The 19,590-nt window shown below is 45.2% G+C and carries 15 protein-coding genes; 2 read left to right on the forward strand and 13 right to left on the reverse strand.

The window, feature by feature from the left end; all coding sequences use genetic code 11:
* Positions 1–69: 69 nt before the first annotated feature.
* Genes AC0J2X_RS11765 through AC0J2X_RS11790 form a run of 6 tightly spaced genes read right to left on the reverse strand, consistent with a single transcriptional unit; the run spans position 70 to position 4,669 of the window.
* Positions 70–657, reverse strand: a complete 588-nt coding sequence (locus AC0J2X_RS11765) for a GNAT family N-acetyltransferase (protein WP_014951376.1) — start codon at positions 655–657, stop codon at positions 70–72.
* Position 658: 1 nt separating this feature from the next.
* The gene (locus tag AC0J2X_RS11770) at positions 659–1,303 is read right to left on the reverse strand and encodes an SCO family protein (protein ID WP_014977801.1); all 645 of its coding nucleotides are present in this window, start codon (positions 1,301–1,303) and stop codon (positions 659–661) included.
* Positions 1,300–2,217, reverse strand: a complete 918-nt coding sequence (cyoE, locus tag AC0J2X_RS11775) for a heme o synthase (RefSeq protein WP_014980735.1) — start codon at positions 2,215–2,217, stop codon at positions 1,300–1,302. The genes AC0J2X_RS11770 and cyoE overlap by 4 nt, the downstream gene beginning before the upstream one ends.
* Positions 2,210–3,427, reverse strand: a complete 1,218-nt coding sequence (locus tag AC0J2X_RS11780) for a COX15/CtaA family protein (protein ID WP_278711925.1) — start codon at positions 3,425–3,427, stop codon at positions 2,210–2,212. Before AC0J2X_RS11780 ends, cyoE begins: the two co-directional genes overlap by 8 nt.
* Positions 3,428–3,432: 5 nt before the next feature.
* Positions 3,433–3,972, reverse strand: a complete 540-nt coding sequence (locus AC0J2X_RS11785; RefSeq protein ID WP_014951380.1) for a hypothetical protein — start codon at positions 3,970–3,972, stop codon at positions 3,433–3,435.
* A complete protein-coding gene (locus tag AC0J2X_RS11790; protein WP_061096216.1) occupies positions 3,965–4,669 on the reverse strand; it encodes an SURF1 family protein in 705 nt (234 codons plus the stop codon). Before AC0J2X_RS11790 ends, AC0J2X_RS11785 begins: the two co-directional genes overlap by 8 nt.
* Positions 4,670–4,714: 45 nt before the next feature.
* On the opposite strand from AC0J2X_RS11790, the gene AC0J2X_RS11795 reads away from it, so the two are divergent.
* Positions 4,715–4,924 carry a DUF2909 domain-containing protein gene (locus AC0J2X_RS11795; RefSeq protein WP_039221374.1) on the forward strand — a complete coding sequence of 70 codons (210 nt, stop codon included), beginning with the start codon at positions 4,715–4,717 and terminating at the stop codon, positions 4,922–4,924.
* Between the two features lie 15 nt (positions 4,925–4,939).
* Here AC0J2X_RS11795 and AC0J2X_RS11800 read toward each other — a convergent pair whose 3' ends face one another.
* The 7 genes from AC0J2X_RS11800 to AC0J2X_RS11830 form a co-directional block, all read right to left on the reverse strand.
* Complete coding sequence (locus AC0J2X_RS11800) at positions 4,940–5,833, reverse strand: cytochrome c oxidase subunit 3 (RefSeq protein WP_014951383.1); 894 nt, start codon at positions 5,831–5,833, stop codon at positions 4,940–4,942.
* A 23-nt stretch (positions 5,834–5,856) separates the two neighbouring features.
* Entirely contained in the window at positions 5,857–6,444 is a 588-nt protein-coding gene (locus tag AC0J2X_RS11805) for a cytochrome c oxidase assembly protein (RefSeq protein WP_014951384.1), read from the reverse strand.
* A 147-nt stretch (positions 6,445–6,591) separates the two neighbouring features.
* Positions 6,592–8,220: a cytochrome c oxidase subunit I gene (gene ctaD / locus AC0J2X_RS11810; protein ID WP_039228778.1), complete on the reverse strand. Its 1,629-nt coding sequence runs from the start codon at positions 8,218–8,220 to the stop codon at positions 6,592–6,594.
* A gap of 9 nt (positions 8,221–8,229) precedes the next feature.
* The gene (gene coxB, locus AC0J2X_RS11815) at positions 8,230–9,393 is read right to left on the reverse strand and encodes a cytochrome c oxidase subunit II (RefSeq protein WP_014951386.1); all 1,164 of its coding nucleotides are present in this window, start codon (positions 9,391–9,393) and stop codon (positions 8,230–8,232) included.
* A 582-nt stretch (positions 9,394–9,975) separates the two neighbouring features.
* The gene (gene lexA, locus AC0J2X_RS11820; protein ID WP_014951387.1) at positions 9,976–10,602 is read right to left on the reverse strand and encodes a transcriptional repressor LexA; all 627 of its coding nucleotides are present in this window, start codon (positions 10,600–10,602) and stop codon (positions 9,976–9,978) included.
* Between the two features lie 112 nt (positions 10,603–10,714).
* A complete protein-coding gene (locus AC0J2X_RS11825) occupies positions 10,715–14,275 on the reverse strand; it encodes a COG1470 family protein (protein WP_278711924.1) in 3,561 nt (1,186 codons plus the stop codon).
* 172 nt (positions 14,276–14,447) lie between these two features.
* Positions 14,448–16,733 (reverse strand): sensor domain-containing diguanylate cyclase, encoded by a 2,286-nt coding sequence (locus AC0J2X_RS11830; protein ID WP_252119424.1) that lies wholly within the window; start codon positions 16,731–16,733, stop codon positions 14,448–14,450.
* 267 nt (positions 16,734–17,000) lie between these two features.
* On the opposite strand from AC0J2X_RS11830, the gene plsB reads away from it, so the two are divergent.
* The gene (gene plsB, locus AC0J2X_RS11835) at positions 17,001–19,454 is read left to right on the forward strand and encodes a glycerol-3-phosphate 1-O-acyltransferase PlsB (RefSeq protein WP_014951390.1); all 2,454 of its coding nucleotides are present in this window, start codon (positions 17,001–17,003) and stop codon (positions 19,452–19,454) included.
* Positions 19,455–19,590 lie beyond the last annotated feature (136 nt).

Here is a 19,590-nt window from a genome sequence, read left to right on the forward strand (position 1 = left end):
TAAGGCACATCTATGCTTGAGCGCGAGCGCATATCGATTGGGCTCGCGCTTATATAAGGAAACGTTTACCTATACAGGTTTAGAAAACCGAATAAAGCCTTTATTTATCGACTCTTCCACAAAACTATGGCGCTGATAGAAACGAATGGCTGGCACGTTCGACACTTCAACATCTAGTACCACTTTACGTTTATTCAGTTTTTCTGCTCGCGCTTGCATAGCATCTACCAGTATCGTTCCCACGCCCGTTCGACGGGCACTTTCTTCAACAGAGAGATGGCCTATCATGAGTTCGGTATTAGTAGGCGGCGTAAGATTGATGGCCACGGTCTGATTGCGCATGAGCACCGTCATAGCCTCATCGAGGGTAAAGTACGATGTGATGCTATCAAGGGTCGCCCTATCAAATGTTGCACCGAGTTTGCTGTGCCAAGAGGTCACAACGCCGAGTACTTCGTCACCGCTACACGCCACCCAATGATTCTTAAAGCCATATTGCCCGCCACCGAGTTCCCATGCATGAGACAGGTAGCCCTCAGCTGTTTTATTTTTATTTTGTCCAAAAATAGACGTTAACAAAGACTGCGCCGCATTCAATATAAGCGGCGTAGTTTGCGCAGCATCAGATGCCACACCTTGCCTTATTTTGATTTCCATATTACTGCTTCGAGATTATTATTGGCATATCAGCCAATATTTGCTGGGAATCACTTATCGATAGCTTTCCTGGCTCTCTTTTTGGTTTGAATCTTCCTATCACCCTAGCTTCAGGGTCGACAAGTACGACAGATGCACTGTGATCAACTAAATAGTTGGGGTTATCGGTACTTTCAGCAATGGCATACATCATTCCTAAATTACGTACAAACGGGAATAGCGCCTTGTGCTCTCCAGTAACGGCAATGAACTCCTCATTAAAATAGCTCACATACTCTGAAAGTCTTTCAATTGAATCGCGATTTGGATCAACGGATACAAAAACAATTCGAATAGGTTCGACACTATTTAATGCTTTTAGTTCAGGATATATACCGTTCAGTTCAGCCATGGTAGTTGGGCAAATATCGGGGCAGAAGGTATAGCCCACAAATACTAAGCTCCACTGTCCTTCAAGCGACGAATTATCAAACACTTCACCTTCATGAGATGTAAGTGAAAACGGTGATAATGCTCTCGGCTCTGGGTAAGTCTGAAAGTATTCAGGCTGACTTTCAACATTTGGGGGCGCGATATACAGCGCACCTACGATGCCTGCACATAGCGCTAAAAATGCAACAAGGCCGACGGTAGTTCGTTGATTCATAAACTCAGTGGTATGTAGTGATCTAAGAGTAATACGACAAACAATACCATGAGATGAATAATTGAAAACCTAAAAGTTTTCATTGCAGTTTGTGGCTCTGCATCGAATTTTAACTTTAATGCATAGTATAAAAACCCAATGTTAAGCACACTTGAGCCAATCAAATAAATGAGATCGCTCATGCCTGTAAGGTAGGGCAGCAAACATACCAGCCCCAACAATACTGTATACAGCAACACTGACGTTTTCGTAAATGACACACCGTGGGTTACCGGCAGCATGGGCACCTTCGCTTTGGCGTAATCTTTTTCTCTATGAATAGCGAGCGCCCAAAAATGCGGCGGCGTCCAGGTAAAGATAATCAGCACTAAAAGCAGGGCATGGGCATGTATTTCCCCTGTAACCGCGGTCCAACCTAGAAGCGGTGGAGCAGCCCCTGCTAAACCGCCAATCACGATGTTTTGCGGTGTCGCTCGCTTTAAATACATCGTGTAGATAAACGCGTAGCCTACTAAACTTGCTAAGGTTAACCACGCGGTTAGCATATTCACAAAAAGAGCCAACACTACAAATCCAACCACACCTAAAACGCCTGCAAACCACAGCGCGTTGTTTACGCTAACCTTGCCTTTTGCGACGGGGCGATTAAAAGTACGCGCCATCACACTATCTATCTTATGGTCGACAACGTGATTAATAACGGCAGCAGACGCAGACAACATACCAATACCCAATAAGCCACAGATAAGTACGGTTGCGTTTACCCACGAAGGCGTAGCTAAACACATTCCTACTAACGCGGTTAACAGCAACAACATGACGACATTAGGCTTCGTCATTTCATAGTAATCTCGCCACGTGACTACATTGTGCTGACGTGAAGTACGCGCATGTAAAGAGACCGATTTAGCCATGGAAACCTCCTGGTGCTTTAGGGAGAATATGAGAAGACGTTGACGCGTTTAAAGGGTCGTGCAAAGGCGCTTCTTGGATGCTAAATGCACCTGCACCCTGCAGTGGTTTCGAACCTGAGAATGAGCCTGTATTTCGTTTTTCTGTACCGAAGACGTTATCGTTTTCTAGTACCAAAAATACGGTAAAAATGAGGTTGAGTAGGGAGAGAAGTAACACGGCTGCGACCGCGTTATGCATTACAGCGACAGCCAGTGGCAGCATAAAGATAATGTTGCTAAGTCCTAATGCCACTTGCGTGCACAATGCTACCAACATAAACGCACCCACATATTTTTGTTTACTTGTGGTGTAGCGGCTTACCAACACACTTATACTTAGTGCTAGCAAGTATAAAAACGTGATGACCGCGCCGAACCTATGCACTATGTGCATGGTAACTCGTTCGCCGTAATCGTGAGCACCAAACTCATAGTTGTCTGCATCAGGCACACTGAATGCACCTGCCAAATCAATTCTTTCCTGCCAACCGCTTTCACAGACCGGCATTTCCGTACAGGCCAACGCAGCATAATTGGCAGAAGTCCATCCACCAAGAGCAATCTGGGTAACAAGCACGCCAAGCCCAATGAAGGCGAAAAGTTTAAGGTTTCGCTGAAAGACTTTGGCTTGAGGTAAGTCGGTAATATCCTGATCATGCATAGCTGACGCTATGGGCGCTTGTTTAATTTTCGATGCATCGCCTGCGGTGTTGCGCAAGCGGAGGTAGAGAATAAACAGGCATGAGAGCACAGAGAAGCCCCCCAGCAAATGCCCCATAACTACGACGGGAAGCAGATTGAGCGTCACGGTCCACATACCAAGTGCTGCCTGGAAGATAATAAGCCCTAGCAGTAACAGAGGTAATTTAACGGGCGTGCCTTTGTCGCGCTGCCGAATAGCAATAATGGCAATAGCCAGTACACACAGCCCCAGCGTTCCTGCAAAATAGCGGTGAATCATTTCATTCCACGCCTTAAATGCCTCAACTGGACGTTCAGGAAAAGCGGCGTTAGCTTGTGCCACTTTTTCCTCACTCAAAGGCACGGTTAGGTTACCGTAGCATCCAGGCCAGTCGGGACATCCTAGCCCAGCGTCGGTCAAACGCGTATACGCACCGAGAATAATAACGACCGCTGCCAGAAAAATACTGAATAGGGTTAATTTTTTCATGGCCATTATCCTATACGCGATAATTTTAGGAGCTTTCTCATATCTGCCAGCATGTTGCGGCTTTCCATCACGGCGTCTTTTCTATCGTCTTTAATGTCGTAAAAGAGCATGGCGTTATTTTGCGTATCAACAATATAAACACTGCTAGAGGCAAGCGCCGTTGGTGTAGTAACGGGTAAGGTTTCGACAAAAGGGTAGTCTTCTAGCGCGGCTATCGCAGTTTGGTCGCTTGAAGCGGTAGTAACGACCACTGCTTGAGCACGGTCCGATTCTTTACCTAGCGCAAGCCACACTTGGTTAATGCTAAAAAGTGCGTTCTCGCACACTGCGTCACATTTACTTGGCATCACATACAACAAACGCCATTTAGGTTCCGCGTTTTCTAAAAGCGCACTCATGTCGATGGTCGGCGCGAGCAACTGACCTTTATTTGTCGCGCCTTTAGTAAACCAATCGTTATCAAGTGCGAGCTTTGCCAAAACAACAGGTAAAACAAACACGGCTACCATAATAATTAATGTTTTTTTCGAAGCAGCATTACTCATAACTACGTCCTTTCTTACTAATTGCAAAGCCGCCAATGGCTGCAGCGGCAATAGCTAAACCAAACCATTGAACTGCATAGCCAAGGTGCTTTTCAGGAGACATTACGACGGCCTGATGTTCACGAATAAACGCGGGGTCAGGCGTGGTAAGGTGAAGAATAAAGGGTAAAAGTTTGCGCTCTAAGGCGTTGCTTAGTGCAGGGAATTCTATGTGTTGTACCAGCGCGGGGCTTTGCGACAAAGCCATGTTGGTTTCTTTCACTAAGGGGTTGTTACCCGGCACGCTAAGCACGCCGATTAATTCGCGCGTTTGGCTTGTAAAACTTATATCCGGTAGCGTGCGCGTTAAGTCTGGCGCAGGCACCCAGCCAAAGTTAACCAAGAGCCACCCGACATTGGTATTTACCGGTACGATGACATCGAACCCCACCCGCTGATTGTGAATCTGATTATCTAATAGCAACACATGGTTAGCGTCTATTGCGCCGCTGAACGATACGGTAATATCCCGAGGATCATCATGAGACAACGCCTCTTCTAAACTCAAGGTTCCATTACTTTGCTTTTGCGCTATGCTAGCTAAGCGTTGTTGCTTTTGGACCATGCGATCAAGTTGCCAGTACCCTAAACCGCACATAATCGCCACACTAAAGCCCGTGAGTAACCAAGGAATAACGTGGCGAGTGCGAGAAAACATGATTATTTCGCACCATGCAAAATTAGAATAAAAACAGAGGTGAATATGTTGATAAAAATAGTCCTTGTTGCGTTAGTGCTGTACATGATTGTGAACTTGTTCATGGCGATGCGAATCATGATGAAAAACGACACATCAAAAGGGCCTATGAGTAAGTACATTGGTCGACGCGTGCTCACTTCTGCCGTCATTGTTATTATTATTCTTATCGCTATTGGTACCGGTTTAATTACCCCAAACCCAAGGCCTTACTGAGTTTGGGGATTCCTTTTAAAGTACGTAAACAAAGATGTAGAGCATGACCCACACTACATCTACAAAGTGCCAGTACCAGCTCCCCGCCTGAAACGCGAAGTGGTTTTCAGGCGTGAAATGGCCTTTCAAGACCCTAAAAAACAGTACAATTAGAATGATGGTGCCAAGGGTCACATGCATGCCGTGAAACCCTGTGAGCATAAAGAAGGTGTTGCCGTAAATGCCTGACTGAAGCGTAAGCCCCAAGTCGCGATACGCATGTATGTACTCTTCTACCTGTAGGAACAAGAACCCACATCCAAGTAAGATAGTGATACCCAGCATTAGGGTTAGCTGTTTGCGTTTGTTTTGCTCTAGTCCCACATGAGCGAAGTGCAGTGTAATAGATGAGATAAGCAAGATAACCGTGTTGATTGTGGGCAACCCCGCAGCACTCATTTCCTGTGTGGTAGTGCCGCCTGGCGTTGACACCAGCGGCCACATGGCCTCAAAGGTCGGCCATAAGACCTCATTGGTCATAGCGTTGTTCGATGCGCCGCCCAGCCACGGAACGGAAATAAATCTCGCGTAGTAGAGGGCGCCGAAAAACGCAGCGAAAAACATTACCTCTGAAAAGATAAACCAGCTCATACCTTGTCGATATGAACGCCCCAGCTGATCGCTGTAAAGCCCTGCCATAGATTCGTCTATTTGATTTTTAAACCAACCTACAAGCATAACGAGCAATACTGCTATCCCCGCTAAAAGGATATGACCGCCATAGCCTGTTTCACCTTTGGTTGCTTGCACCACATAATTGCCCGCACCTACGGCGATAAGAAATAGAGCAACGGCCCCTACGATGGGCCATGGACTTTGTGCGGGTACATAATATTTTTGGTATTCGTGATTCTGTACTTCGGGTTGCATTTTCTTCTCCTTACCCCTTCGGCCTATTCGCCATTTGATGGTGTTGAAGCCATAAAGGGATTCGGTGTTGTCGTTAGGTCACTGGCTCGCGCTGTGACGTCATAGAGTGTGTACTGCAAGGTAAAAAACGTAATTTCTTCAGGTAGCTGAGGGTCTACATAAAACTGCATGGGCATATAGGCTTCACTACCCGCATCTAATGGCTGCTGATTGAAGCAGAAGCATTCAGTCTTGTTCAGGTACAGTGCTGCCGTTCCGGGGGATACAGAGGGAATGGCCTGAGCTACGATATTGCTTGATGCAGGGTTTCTCACATAAAACGACACCGTATTAAGTTCGCCAGGGTGCACTTTCACGCGCTTGGTTTCAGCACGAAACTCCCACGGCATACCGGTATTTGTGCGAGTAATAAACTCGACGGTCACTTCTCGCGACTCATCAATCTCAACCGATTGATAAACCGCAGCCGTGCCTTCGGTTTTTCCGTTAATTCCCGTAACGTCGCAAAATACGTCGTACAAGGGAACAAGGGCAAAGCCGAAGCCAAACATGCCAATGACAATAGCAACAAGTTTAATAACCATCTTGTTGTTCGCGCTTTGCTGTGACATCACGTGACCTCCGGGTAAATCCATAGATGAAGGTTGGTAAACGCTTGCTTAGTCGTTTATCTCCCTCACCACCTGCAATGTGTGAATGTCATTCCCATCGGCTTTTGCCGGTTGAAAGGAATGACCTATTCACAACTCCACCTACCGTTACTTAACGACAGGTGGCGTTTCAAACGTGTGATAAGGAGCGGGTGATGGAATTTCCCATTCCAATCCTTCTGCGCCGTCCCAAACTTGCGCTGATACCGGCTCACCTTGCTTTTTGCATGCCTTGATAAGCAGGGCAAGAAAGATGAGCTGAGATAAACCGAATGCAAAACCACCCAGGCTTATCCATTTATTAAAATCAGCGAACTGCAATGCATAGTCAGGAATACGGCGTGGCATACCAGCCAAACCCACAAAGTGCATAGGGAAGAACAACACATTGACCGATACCAATGAGCACCAGAAATGCCATTTAGCTAAGGTTGTGTCATACATTTTTCCCGTCCATTTAGGCAACCAGTAATACACCGCAGCCATGATGGAAAAGACCGCGCCAGTTACCAGTACATAGTGGAAATGGGCTACAACGAAGTAAGTGTCGTGATATTGGAAGTCCACGGGCGTGATCGCCAACATTAGCCCTGACAACCCACCAATGGTGAACAGCACAATAAAGGCAATAGCGAACATCATTGGCATTTCGAAGCTCAGTGAGCCGCGCCACATGGTCGCTACCCAGTTAAACACTTTCACGCCAGTAGGCACCGAGATAAGCATGGTGGCAAACATGAAAAACATTTCCATGTACACCGGCATGCCCGTGGTGAACATATGGTGAGCCCATACAACAAAAGAGAGCAGCGCAATCGACGCCGTGGCGTACACCATAGACGCGTATCCAAACAGCTGCTTTCGAGAGAAGGTAGGAACAATTTGCGAGATAATGCCGAAAGCGGGCAAGATCATAATGTACACTTCAGGGTGCCCGAAGAACCAGAAAATATGCTGGAACATAACCGGGTCGCCGCCACCAGCAGCATCAAAAAAGCTCGTGCCAAAGAACTTATCAGTTAACACCATGGTAACCGCACCGGCGAGCACTGGCATTACCGCAATCAGCAAGAATGCCGTGATAAGCCACGTCCATACAAACAGCGGCATTTTCATCCAGGTCATGCCTGGCGCACGCATGTTAAAGATGGTCACAATCACGTTAATCGCACCCATAATGGATGAAATACCCATGATGTGAACAGAGAACACAAACAACGCTGTCGAATCGCCACTGTAAGTCGTTGAAAGGGGCGCGTAGAAAGTCCATCCAAAAGCAGGGCCGCCGCCTTCCATAAAGAGCGAGCTCAATAGAATGAGAAAGGCGCCTGGTAAAATCCAGAAGCTCCAGTTATTCATGCGCGGTAACGCCATGTCAGGGGCGCCGATCATCATGGGAATAAGCCAGTTTGCGAGCCCAGTAAAGGCTGGCATTACTGCACCAAATACCATGATAAGCCCGTGTACCGTAGTCATTTGGTTAAAGAAGTTTGGCTCTACAATTTGTAGACCGGGTTGGAATAGTTCAGCGCGGATCACCATGGCCATCGCACCACCAACTAAAAACATAATAAAGGCAAACCACAGGTAAAGTGTACCTATGTCTTTATGGTTAGTGGTAAACAACCAACGCGTTATCCCTTTAGGAATATGATCGTGGTGTTCATGGTCATCATGTAGGTGACCGTCATGAGGCGCAGAGGTATCTGGCGAAATAACTTCAGTTGCTTTGCTCATTGTCTGCTCCTAGTTTCCGTTTGCCACTGCGTTGACATCTTTGGCTTGAACCATATCGCCAGTTTTATTGCCCCAGGCATTTCGCTCGTAAGTGACTACGGCGGCAATTTCCTTAAGACTTAGCATTTTTCCAAACGCTTGCATGGCTGTTCCTGACTTTCCATGCAGCACGATGTCAATGTGACCTTGCTGATCTTCTAGTGCCATCTTGCTGCCTTTTAATGCCGGGAAAACGCCAGGTAAACCTTCACCATTTGGCATATGGCAAGCAGCGCACGTTGCGTTGTATACTCGCTCGCCCTCTTTCATCAGTTCATCCATAGACATATTCATAGAAAGTAGACGCTGTTCTTCTTCTTTTGCTTTACGAACAATCTCTTCTTGTTCGCCCATCCACTTTTCAAACTCGGCGGGTTCTTTAGCAATTACCACAACCGGCATATAGCCATGGTCTTTACCACAAAGCTCTGCGCACTGTCCGCGATAAATACCCGGCTCATTCACCTTGGCCCAAGACTCGTTAATAAAGCCGGGGTTGGCATCTTTTTTCACGGCAAAGTCAGGAACCCACCAAGAGTGGATAACGTCGTCAGAAGTAATAAGAAAGCGTACTTTTTTCCCAGTAGGAATAACCAGAGGGCGGTCAACTTCAAGCAGGTAGTTATCTGTTTTCTGAAATTTGTTTTCTATTTGCTCGCGCTGAGTGGCGAGTAAAGAATAAAACTCGACATCGCTATCCATGTACTTGTAATGCCATTTCCATTGAGAGCCTGTTACTAACACCGTCATGTCAGGCTCAGACGTGTCTTCCATAGCAATTAGAGTATTCGCTGCGGGTACCGCCATGAAAATAAGAATAAGGAAAGGAATAACGGTCCAAGCAATTTCGACCTTCACGTTTTCGTGAAAATTCGCTGGCTTGGCGCCACGGGATTTTCTATGTAGATACATTGAGGCGAACATCACGCCAAAAACTACAACCGCGATACCTACACAAATGAAGAACATCAACATATGGAGGTCGTATACCTGCCCACTGATGTCGGTAGCACCGCGTCTCAAATTAAGCGAAGAGGCTTCTTCGCTTGCTTCTTGTGCAAAAAGCAAAGGGGAAAAAAGCAAAATTGGTATACTAGAACACCATTTTGCGAAAACGGTCGTTAGTTGTTTCACTCAGCACCTCCGTAATGGCGTGGTCAAAGACGCTGATTAATTTGCGCGATGCCCTACCAAATGGTTTGCGAACGATTGACCCATAACCTCAACTTGTAAAACAAATTTAGAGTCATTGTTATTATTTTGTTAATCTCTGTATAAGAATTGCGCAATAATGTCGTGCCGTCTAGTCTTTTCTATTAAAAATTTAACGAAGTGGTTAATTTTTAATCATTTACTAAAATGGTCGCGGGGATTTCAAGTGCAAAAAAGAGAAAGCGATTGCTGTGGGATGCCCTTGGAATCAAACAGGCATTTTGAACACGGGGTTAAAGTAAATGCTCGACTAACTAGTTAAGAAATCAATAAGTAATCGATGACTCAATGTCGATTTCAAACAAAATTCACAATAAAAAATGGAAAATACTTGAAGCATTCATAGAAAGAATAACGTGAGTAATGATAAAAATAGGCGCGAAGAAAACTAACAGGTTTGCTGGGCAGGATAAAACCTAAGTTGGCAGATTGAAGAAAAAAACAGGAACAAAAGACATAAAAAAAGCGGCTAACGCGCCGCTTTTATACAAACAAGCTAAAATACTACATCCAGTCAGCGTTTCTGATCACACCCACCGCAATACCTTCTATCGCAAAATGTTCAGTCGCCAAATCAACTTTTATTGGTGCAAACTCATCATTTTCAGCATGAAGCAATACTTCACGCCCGCGTTTCTCTAGACGCTTTACGGTGACGTCTTCATCTACACGCGCCACAACCACCTGACCGTTGTGTACATCAGTAGTGCGATGAACAGCGAGAAGATCACCGTCTAAAATACCAATGTCTTTCATGCTCATACCGTTAACGCGTAGCAAAAAGTCGGCATGGGGTTGAAACAGTGCAGGATCGACTTTGTAGTGCGATTCAACATGCTCTTGCGCCAAGATCGGCTCACCAGCTGCAACACGCCCAATTAACGGTAGGCCTTCTTCTTCTTGTGCGTCGTTATCAAGAGGGATATTGAGCTTAATGCCACGAGACGTACCAGGCAAAATTTCAATCACGCCTTTACGCGCCAATGCTTTCAAATGTTCCTCTGCTGCATTAGCAGAACGAAAGCCAAGCTGACGGGCTATTTCCGCACGAGTAGGCGGCATTCCCGTTTCTAACATGGTTGTTTTAATAAGTTCTAAAACTTCGGTTTGTCGAGCTGTGAGTGGGCGCATAAAAGACCTGTCTGTTCATACAGTTCCTGTAAGTATATACACCTAAAACTAAATAACAAGCACTTGCCGCGTCTTTTGCGATCTGCAATAGCCTACGACAAGTGCTTTCCTCTTATTTTACGAGAAGAGCCATGTTCGGGTTACTAATTTGTAACTCCAGCTCCCCATCACTATTTTGACGTGTGCGCATGCCTTCAACATTATCGAGCCCAAGTCCAGGGCTTTGCCACACCACATTGCCTTTATTATCAACCTCAACCACGCGATATGCGATGCTGTCATAATAATTGTACGAATAGTCATTCTCGTTAGGCTGGTAGATAGCGAGAATCGACTGATTAGACGACGTCGTTGGAACAGCCGCTATATACTGAGGGTAGAATGACGGTGCTATAGCGTCTTTGAGTTCTAATGCACCGCTCGCCACGTCATAAACATTGATGGTGTTGTAGTTTCTATTTAAACACGCAAATTCAAGTTCGCTATCACTATCAAAATTTACCGTGAGCAATTGGTCACAATTGGTTTCCAATTCATTCAATCCAACAAATTCACCATCCTGCATTTTATAGAGCTTGAGCGAACTATAGCCCCCAACAGCAAAATAATGCACACCGTCTTTTTCAGAGGCAGCAAGCGCATTAATTGAAAAATCGTTAATGATTGAGTCGATAAGCACCTGATTCTCGATATCAAACGCTTTAAGTCGATTGTTCTCAATAATAACTGCATCGGCGTAACTGTCGTTATTTACGTCAATGGCTTCAATAAACGAAATTTCACTATTCTGATTATTGTTCAGTGTCCACTGAATAGCGTTATCTGTAAGTCTCACGACATTAAACGACGAACTATAATCCAGTGCCCCTATTAGTAACTCACCCACACCGTCATTGTTGTAGTCTGTAACGACCGGTTTGCTATAGTTATAGACATCTTCGCCAACCTCAGCACTTATCGCAAAGTTATCCTCTTTATCTACCGATAAAATCTGAATAGATGATTCGTAACTACTTGTATCGCTAACAAAGACGGCTCTTTCATCATTATCGCCATAAGGTGCCCAACCCGCGGCATGATATCTACTCGCGCGCGGCGCACCTTTTATATCTGACAAGGCATATTCACCGTTGGCATCTTGTTGCGCTACTAAAATTTGATTCTCACCAGTCCAAATAATGTCGTCCACATTGTCATTGTCTAAATCGTCAATGAGAAGTGACATGCCACTGTAAGTGTTGTGGTTAAGAGCCCACTGCTCAGAGATTTGTCCCGCTTCTAATGCAAAACCTCTAACTTGTCCCCACTGACACTCGGAGACAACCACTATTCCTTCTGTAGCTGGGCTTTCTTTACTATAGGCGATATCACAAATGTCACCATGTTCCGCCGTTGCCAAACTGCTTTTCGATACTGCTGAGTAGATTGAGATATCATTCCAACTATCGGCACCGATGATTTCATCTACACCATCGTTATTCATATCACCCAGCACAACAAATGCGTCGCTGAACCCGCTACCGTATAGCCATTGGTTGGCACCGCTTTCGATATCAAATACATAACCATTGTTCGTTACCATTTCTATCGATGCGTCATCATCTACGTTACCAAAAGCAAGGTTATTGACGCCGTCAATATCGTACTGTTGCAACTGCTCACCTGTGCGAACATCTACAATGGCAATAGAAGTCGCATTGTAATATTCGCTCCCATATAAATAAGCAACTTCATCAACTCCGTCACCATTGATGTCGTAAAATAAGCCAGAAATAATACTATCTTCAATAATAAACACCGCTTCTGCGTTACTTTCGCGGTCTTTTATTACAGACAATCCCTGTTGAGTAAGAAGGTAGATTTCATCATTATTGTCACCATCAACATCTTGGGTATGCACGCTTCTAATTTCGCCTTTAGTTGGCAGTTTATACGGATACACATAGGTATTTTTAAGCGTATTGCCTTCTAGCGAAAATGCGCCCACGTTGCGAGCATTTACCGTGATAAGTTCACTTACACCATTGGTCGAAGCAATAGCAAAGCCGTGATTATAAATTGGTGTCATCACAGTAGTACGAGCATAAGCCGGGGCCTTGTCCGCATAAGAAGTGATTTCGAGCGTTTGTTGGGATTCAGTTCCGTCTAAGCTAGCGAAACTAAACATATAAGTTTGAGCGTTGAAAAGTTGATTCGCAGGTACATTCCAGGTCATCAGACCTTCCGCATTTAACGAAGCACCGGGAGGCGCTGAAATAAGCTGTCCCGCGACGTCATCGTCAACTCTGTCTGGGTCACTCATCGATACGGTAAACTCTACGTATCCGCCCGCAGTTACTACTTCAGGCATATTCGATGCAGTGAGCGTCATAGGAGAATTGCCGATCTCAACGAAAGTAGGCTGGGATTCAACAACGTTAATACCGTCTGACACCACCATGGTAACTTTAACTTCATCACCGAAGACTGCGCTGTAAGGTGGCAGCGTGGTACCATTAACATCGTCAAGGACTACACCATTTACATACCAGCGAAACGAAATCACCAGCTCTGAGTCGGGAGTATCTGAATCATGATAGTAGCCAGGCTCAACGGTGACTTCATCTGTGGTATAGACAGTCTCATAGGCATAGTAATAAGGCTGATTCACTACAGGAGGTACGGATATCGCATCGATATCTGAAAGCGCAAGGCCAGTATGATTTCCGCTGGCAAACGCTGTTAGATTATTAAAGTATACACCTACATCGTAAATATCATCGCCGTTGTTATCTTCGCCATAGCGAACTGCGCCATCAATAACGTCAATTCCAGCCGTTTTATCTCCTTTTACGACCAGCGAGCCAGATGACGAATAGGGAAGGTCGCCCTGATCAGAAGAATATGCAAAGTCCAATTTGCCTTTAGACGCAATGTAGATTGAACCATTAAGTTCAGACACGAAGGTGTTGTTTGTCACCCCTTCTGCTGATGTGCCACTGACCTTGTAAGTTTCACCATTGTGCGTGACAGTAAGATACTGCCTCGTCTCTTCATAAAACGTACCTGTTTGTGGGCGGTAGCGAAAATCAACACTTAAGTAGCCTTTTAATGTTGTGCGCACGCCACCGTCTAGCATAGACAAAGTAGTGAAATAAGACGTTACTTCGGAGCTGTTTTCACCTGCGTCAGTAATAACTAGCGAAAATTGTCCGTCATACCGAGTGGAGTCGTAATATTGAATGCACTGATCATAGTCTACAGTAATCGTTCCTTTACCCGTGTCTTCATCAAGCTTACCTGAGTATGTTACTGATCCTGATTCATAGCACTCGGTCGTACCTTCAACGTTGCCGTTCTCATCTAGGAAGGTGTAGATATCATATTGATCTACATAGGGTGAGCCACTTGTATTGTCACCAAAGAGCGTGATGTAAACCTCTTGTACTGCGCTGATATCCACAGTAGAGACTTTCGTTTCTCCACTGTAGTTCGCATCAGCATAGGTGGTTGCCGCCGAGTTTAGTCGTGACTCTGAGTAATCTAAAGGATTTGATAAAATTTCTAGTGCTGTCGGCTCAGGTGGAGGTGGTGGGTTTGTAGGTGGAGAAGAATCAGAGCCACCTCCACCACCACACGCAGTTAGAGCTAAAAGAGAAAAAAGGCCAGAAAAACCCAAGCGCGAAGTTTTCATACATCGTCCCTGATTTAAAAGGCATGTCGGCTTTTTAGTTAAAAGCTCAAAACAAGCCTAATTATTAAGTTTAATAAAATATTCGTTTTTTATAACTTAACTTTATCAATCTAGCAACAGCGCCTTGAGCGTATACGCTTATATTTAATGTAGGCGAAGCCACGTACTATTATTATTCATCCCATACGACTTGGTTTCTGCCCTGCTCCTTGGCTCTGTACAGCGCCTTGTCAGCAAGCGATAAGAGGGCGCTGAAATCCGCCTCAAAGGTGTCTTTGATAAATGTTGCGCCGATGCTGATCGATAAATTCATAGTGTCTGTCTTGTAGGTCACCCTTCCTTCTTCAACAGCAATGCGCAGTGCTTCTAGCTGCCTATGGATCTCTTCTTTCTTGTCACCTATCATGACTATTGCAAACTCTTCTCCTCCTAATCGAGCCACGACATTTGGCGCTTGATTATGTTTAGCTATTTTTCTCGCAACAGCAATAAGCGCCTGATCTCCAGCATCGTGACCGTAGGTATCGTTTACTTTTTTGAAGTGATCAATATCGACAATAGCAACACATCCTCGACAATGTTGTTTTGAAAATGAGATGCACTCGTCAAGGAACGCGCGTCGGTTATAAAGGCCCGTTAAAGAATCAGTCATCGCCAAATGCCTAAGCTTCTCTTCAGCAACGGCTCGGGCTTCCTCAAGCTCTACTGCGTAGAACAAGCCAGCCAAAGCATCTAAAAAGGGCTGTAGAAACTCAGCATCTTCGTCAGTGTAGGTATCAAACTTATTCGCTAAACCGACCATTCCCACTACTTTATCTTTCACTTTTATTGGTAGGCCTAAAAATCGGCTAATGCGCGGATGACCGTGCGGAACACCTTTGGAATTAGGGTGACTGTTTGGCGCATTACTAATGGTAACTTCTCCCGTTAAAATTGAGGTTCCAAAAAGGTTGTCGAAGTTACTAAAGTAGAGGTTTCGTTTTTTGTATTCTGCATATTGAGAAAAGCTACTGTTATCCCAAACAATTTCAGAAATCGCATGAATGAAAAGTCTAGATGAGCTACCGTCTCCTTTCATTTGGCCGACGAAGGCAAACTGGCTATCTGAGATATCTATGAGTTCGGCCAATACGGACTGACACGCCATCGTCAAGTCATTGTTTTGGAGATATGATGCCCGGGTTTTATTGATAAATTGAAGGAGCTGGGTTTTCTTTCTCTCATGCAGTTCGCTTTCCATTCGTTGCGTTATATCTCTATGAATACCTGCTATACGAACCGGCTTACCTTGGGCATCTGTCTCAACGGTTTTCCCATAACTTTCAACCCAAACCCAAGAGCCATCAGTGTGTTTCATGCGAAATGTGGTGTTAAAGACTTTGCTCTTACCAATTAGATGCATGTTGAGCTGCTTTTCAACTTTGACGTAATCCGCGGGATGAATGAGCTGTCTAAAAAAGCGGGAGCCACTGTCATAGTATTCATACTCAAGACCAACAATGTCGCACCAGCGCTTGTTGACTTGATTAACATCGGCGGCCAAGTTCCAGTCCCATGTTCCTAACTCTGAAGCCTCGAGTAATAAACGCATCCGCTGATTGGTTTTGTTGAGCTTATCTTCCACATACTTTTGGTCACTAGTGTCAAACAAAAATGCTTGAACCGAGTACAACATGCCGTCTTCGCGAAAATTTGCCGTTGATATCATGCTCACCCAAATAGTACGCGTTGGCGTCTTTATCTGAAGACGGCAGGTGTGCGTTTCAACACCTTCCATGTGGGCCTGCATAGCAAAGGTAAAATCACCCTCCGCCTCCTCAGACAGCACCTCACTCAATGCCACCGTTCCAGTGAGCAAATCTTGGGGTGAAACTCCCAATACACGCTCACTATTTTTCGAGATATACACCAGCCTCAACGACGTATCATAGCGCCACGTTGCCAACACAATAGGAGACTTCTCAATAAGCCCATGCTCGCGTTTAAGCGCTTCGTGTTCTCTTGAAAGCGAAATATGCTGACTAACCAAAGCACCTATTCTCTCTAAAACTTCTAAGTGTTTTGCGTCTATTTCTCTTGGCACGGTATCAATTAAACATACGGCACCGATTACCTGATCATTTATCTCGATCGGCGTTCCTGCGTAAAAACAAATGTGAGGCTCTCCGGTGACGAGAGGATTATGCATAAACCGTGGGTCTTCTTGCGCGTTGCTAACAACCACCTGCTTGCGCTCTTCAACAACATGACTACAAAACGCATGTTCACGAGTGACTTTAGAAAGAGTGGTTCCGTAGTGTGCTTTAAAGGTTTCTTCAAACTCTCCGACGACGCCAATGAGTGCGATCGGCACCTTGTATGCCTCTGCGAGCACCATCATTAAATCATCAAGATCTAACGGCACTTCGCTATTGAGCATAAAGTCATCAATTGTCTTTAACCGGCTTTGATCATCCACTACTGCTTGCTCATATTCATTTACCCTTATAAAAGTAGTAACAGTCCGGCTGTACCGCAATTAAATACAGCTAATGTTACGTTCTCTGTATTCGAACCCATTATAGAAATGGCTGTGACTCACAAGAAAAGGAGAAGGGCGCTTTTGAACTTCCCATGTTATGGATAGTCATTACAGCATGAGAAGCGATGAAATTGGCTTGTCGCGAGATTGTGACGCGTTTGTGTTACACTTCACCCGTTTTTATTTCATAGGATTACATAATTCATGTCGTGGATGCGAAAAGCCCTTCTGTCGGTATTTCATTATCCTGTTAAGTTACTGGTTAAAGCCCACAGCATTCCAGTTAACGTTGAAACCGAATTAGGAATAGATAAAAGTAAACCTATCGTTTATCTACTCCCCACCAACTCAGTGACAGACCAACTTGCACTGAGAATGTCGACTAAAGCGCTAGGTTTACCTAGTCCTACAGAAACCCTCACATTAGCGGGGCGAGAGTATTCGTCGACCTTATTTTTACGCAAAACCCAGCCTCTTTTCCGTTCGTCGGCTAAAGATACGGGAATTGAAGACGTTTTTACTGACCTCTTTCATTTGCATAGAGACCATGAAAACCTAGATTTACAAGTTGTTCCTGTCTATGTGACGTGGGGCCGTGCCCCGGGTCGTGGTAAGCCAGGCTTAAGCGATCTCATTGCTGATAAAGCGGCGCCAAGTTGGCTTCGTAAGTTGTTCATTGTGCTGTTTTTGGGCCGCGACAACTTTATTAACTACTCTAAAGCCGTTTCTGCACGCGCGATGTCCAATCAACATGGTAGTGACCAAAGTATTGCACATAAGCTTGTGCGCGTAGCAAGCACTCACTTTCAAAGAAAGCGCCAAAGCATGACTGGCCCTACGCTGTTAGAGCGCCAAGAACTCAATAATAGTGTGTTGGGCTCTGATGCAGTGCGTCGCGCTATTGCTGAGGAATCAAGAAGCAAGAAGGTGTCTCATGAAAAAGCGAAAGAGACTGCCCAAACCTACATCACAGAAATCGCGGCAGACTACCGCGAAGGGCTAATTCGTTTTGGCGACAGGCTACTTACCCGTATCTGGAACAAAATTTATAACGGTATTAGTGTAGGTCATGCCGATCGCATTCGTGAATTGGCGGCTAATGGTCATGAAATCATCTACGTACCGTGCCACCGTAGTCACATGGATTACCTATTATTGACCTACGTGATTTATCACGAAGGTATGGTTACGCCACATATCGCTGCAGGTATCAATCTGAACTTTTGGCCGGTTGGAAAAATGTTCCGTCGTGGCGGTGCTTTTTTCTTACGCCGCAGTTTTGCAGGTAACAAGCTCTACACAGCTGTATTCAGAGAATATCTAGAGCTGCTGTTTAACAAAGGCTATTCGGTAAAATACTATCCCGAAGGTGGCCGCAGCCGAACCGGCCGTTTGATCCCACCGAAAACGGGCATGCTAGCCATGACCATTCAAGCCATGCTCAAAGGCGTTAACCGTCCCGTTAGTATCGTGCCTGTCTATATTGGCTATGAGAACGTGATGGAAGTGAAGAGCTACTTGAACGAACTCAAAGGCTCTAAGAAGAAAAAAGAATCTAACCTTCAGGTGTTCTCAGCTATTCGTAAACTCAAGAATTATGGTCACGGATACGTGAATTTTGGCGAACCCATTGCGCTTAACCAGTTTCTTGAAAATCATGTGCCTAACTGGCGAGATTGTCGCGATGCCGAGCCAGAGAAAAAACCAGCGTGGCTGACACCTGCGGTTAACGAACTGGCCAATAATGTCATGACGCGAATTAACCGCGCAGCGGCATTAAATGGTATGGCGTTAGCGTCGTTATGCTTACTGTCTTCTAAACGACAGACCATGAGTGAAGCTGAGTTAAAACAAGCAATGGGCGATTTCATGGACTTGTTTAAAGCGGTACCGTTCAGCGATGATGCCACCATTCCGGATTCATCAGCGGAAGAGCTACTGCGCGATACGCTGAAATTAGGCCGCTTTGACGTAAAAGAAGACGATTATGGGCGTTTGATCAGTCCTCAACCAAAATCAGCGGTATACCTTACTTATTATCGCAACAACATTTTGCATTTATTCGCGATCCCAGGTCTTATTATGGCGTCTATCTTCGCGAAGAAAGGCACCACGAAAAACAGTATTTTTCAGCTTATTGCGGCGCTTTATCCGTTGCTGCAAAAAGAGCTATTCTTGCACCTTACCCAAGATGAGGCGCTTGCGCATACTGATGCGCTTATAACAGCGCTACTAAACAAAGGATTGTTGCGTCAGGAGGGCGATGAACTGTTGCCGCCAGATGCACACTGCAAACAATTCCACTCAGCATGGCTGTTAAGCCGATGTATGCAGGAAACGCTTCAGCGTTACGCGGTGGTATTGACCATTCTTGATAAAGAAAAAGTGATTAGCCGAAGTGCGCTTGAGCGCGAAAGTAAGCAAGTGGCTGAACGCTTATCTGCTCTCTACGGGCTAAGCTCACCAGAGTTTTACGATAAGAATGTGTTGTCTAGCTTTATCAGTGCATTGAAAGAAAACCACTGGCTGGACTCTGAAAAAGATGGCAGCTTGAAGTACTCAGAAGAGTGTGAAGCCTTACGTGCTGACGTAATGGCACTGATTTGGCCAGAAATGATGCAGCATTTGGAGAACGTTACACTAAACGCTTCGAATTAAGGCGACGCTAGCTGGCTGAATTTGCCAGCACTACGGAGCTTAGGTAAAAAGAGAAAGCCCATGCTACTGCATGGGCTTTTTATTGCGCGTCAATCTATCTTGGCAGGCATTGAAAATCCCCATACTTCATTGATAG

The organism is Alteromonas sp. R7, from assembly GCF_055755235.1.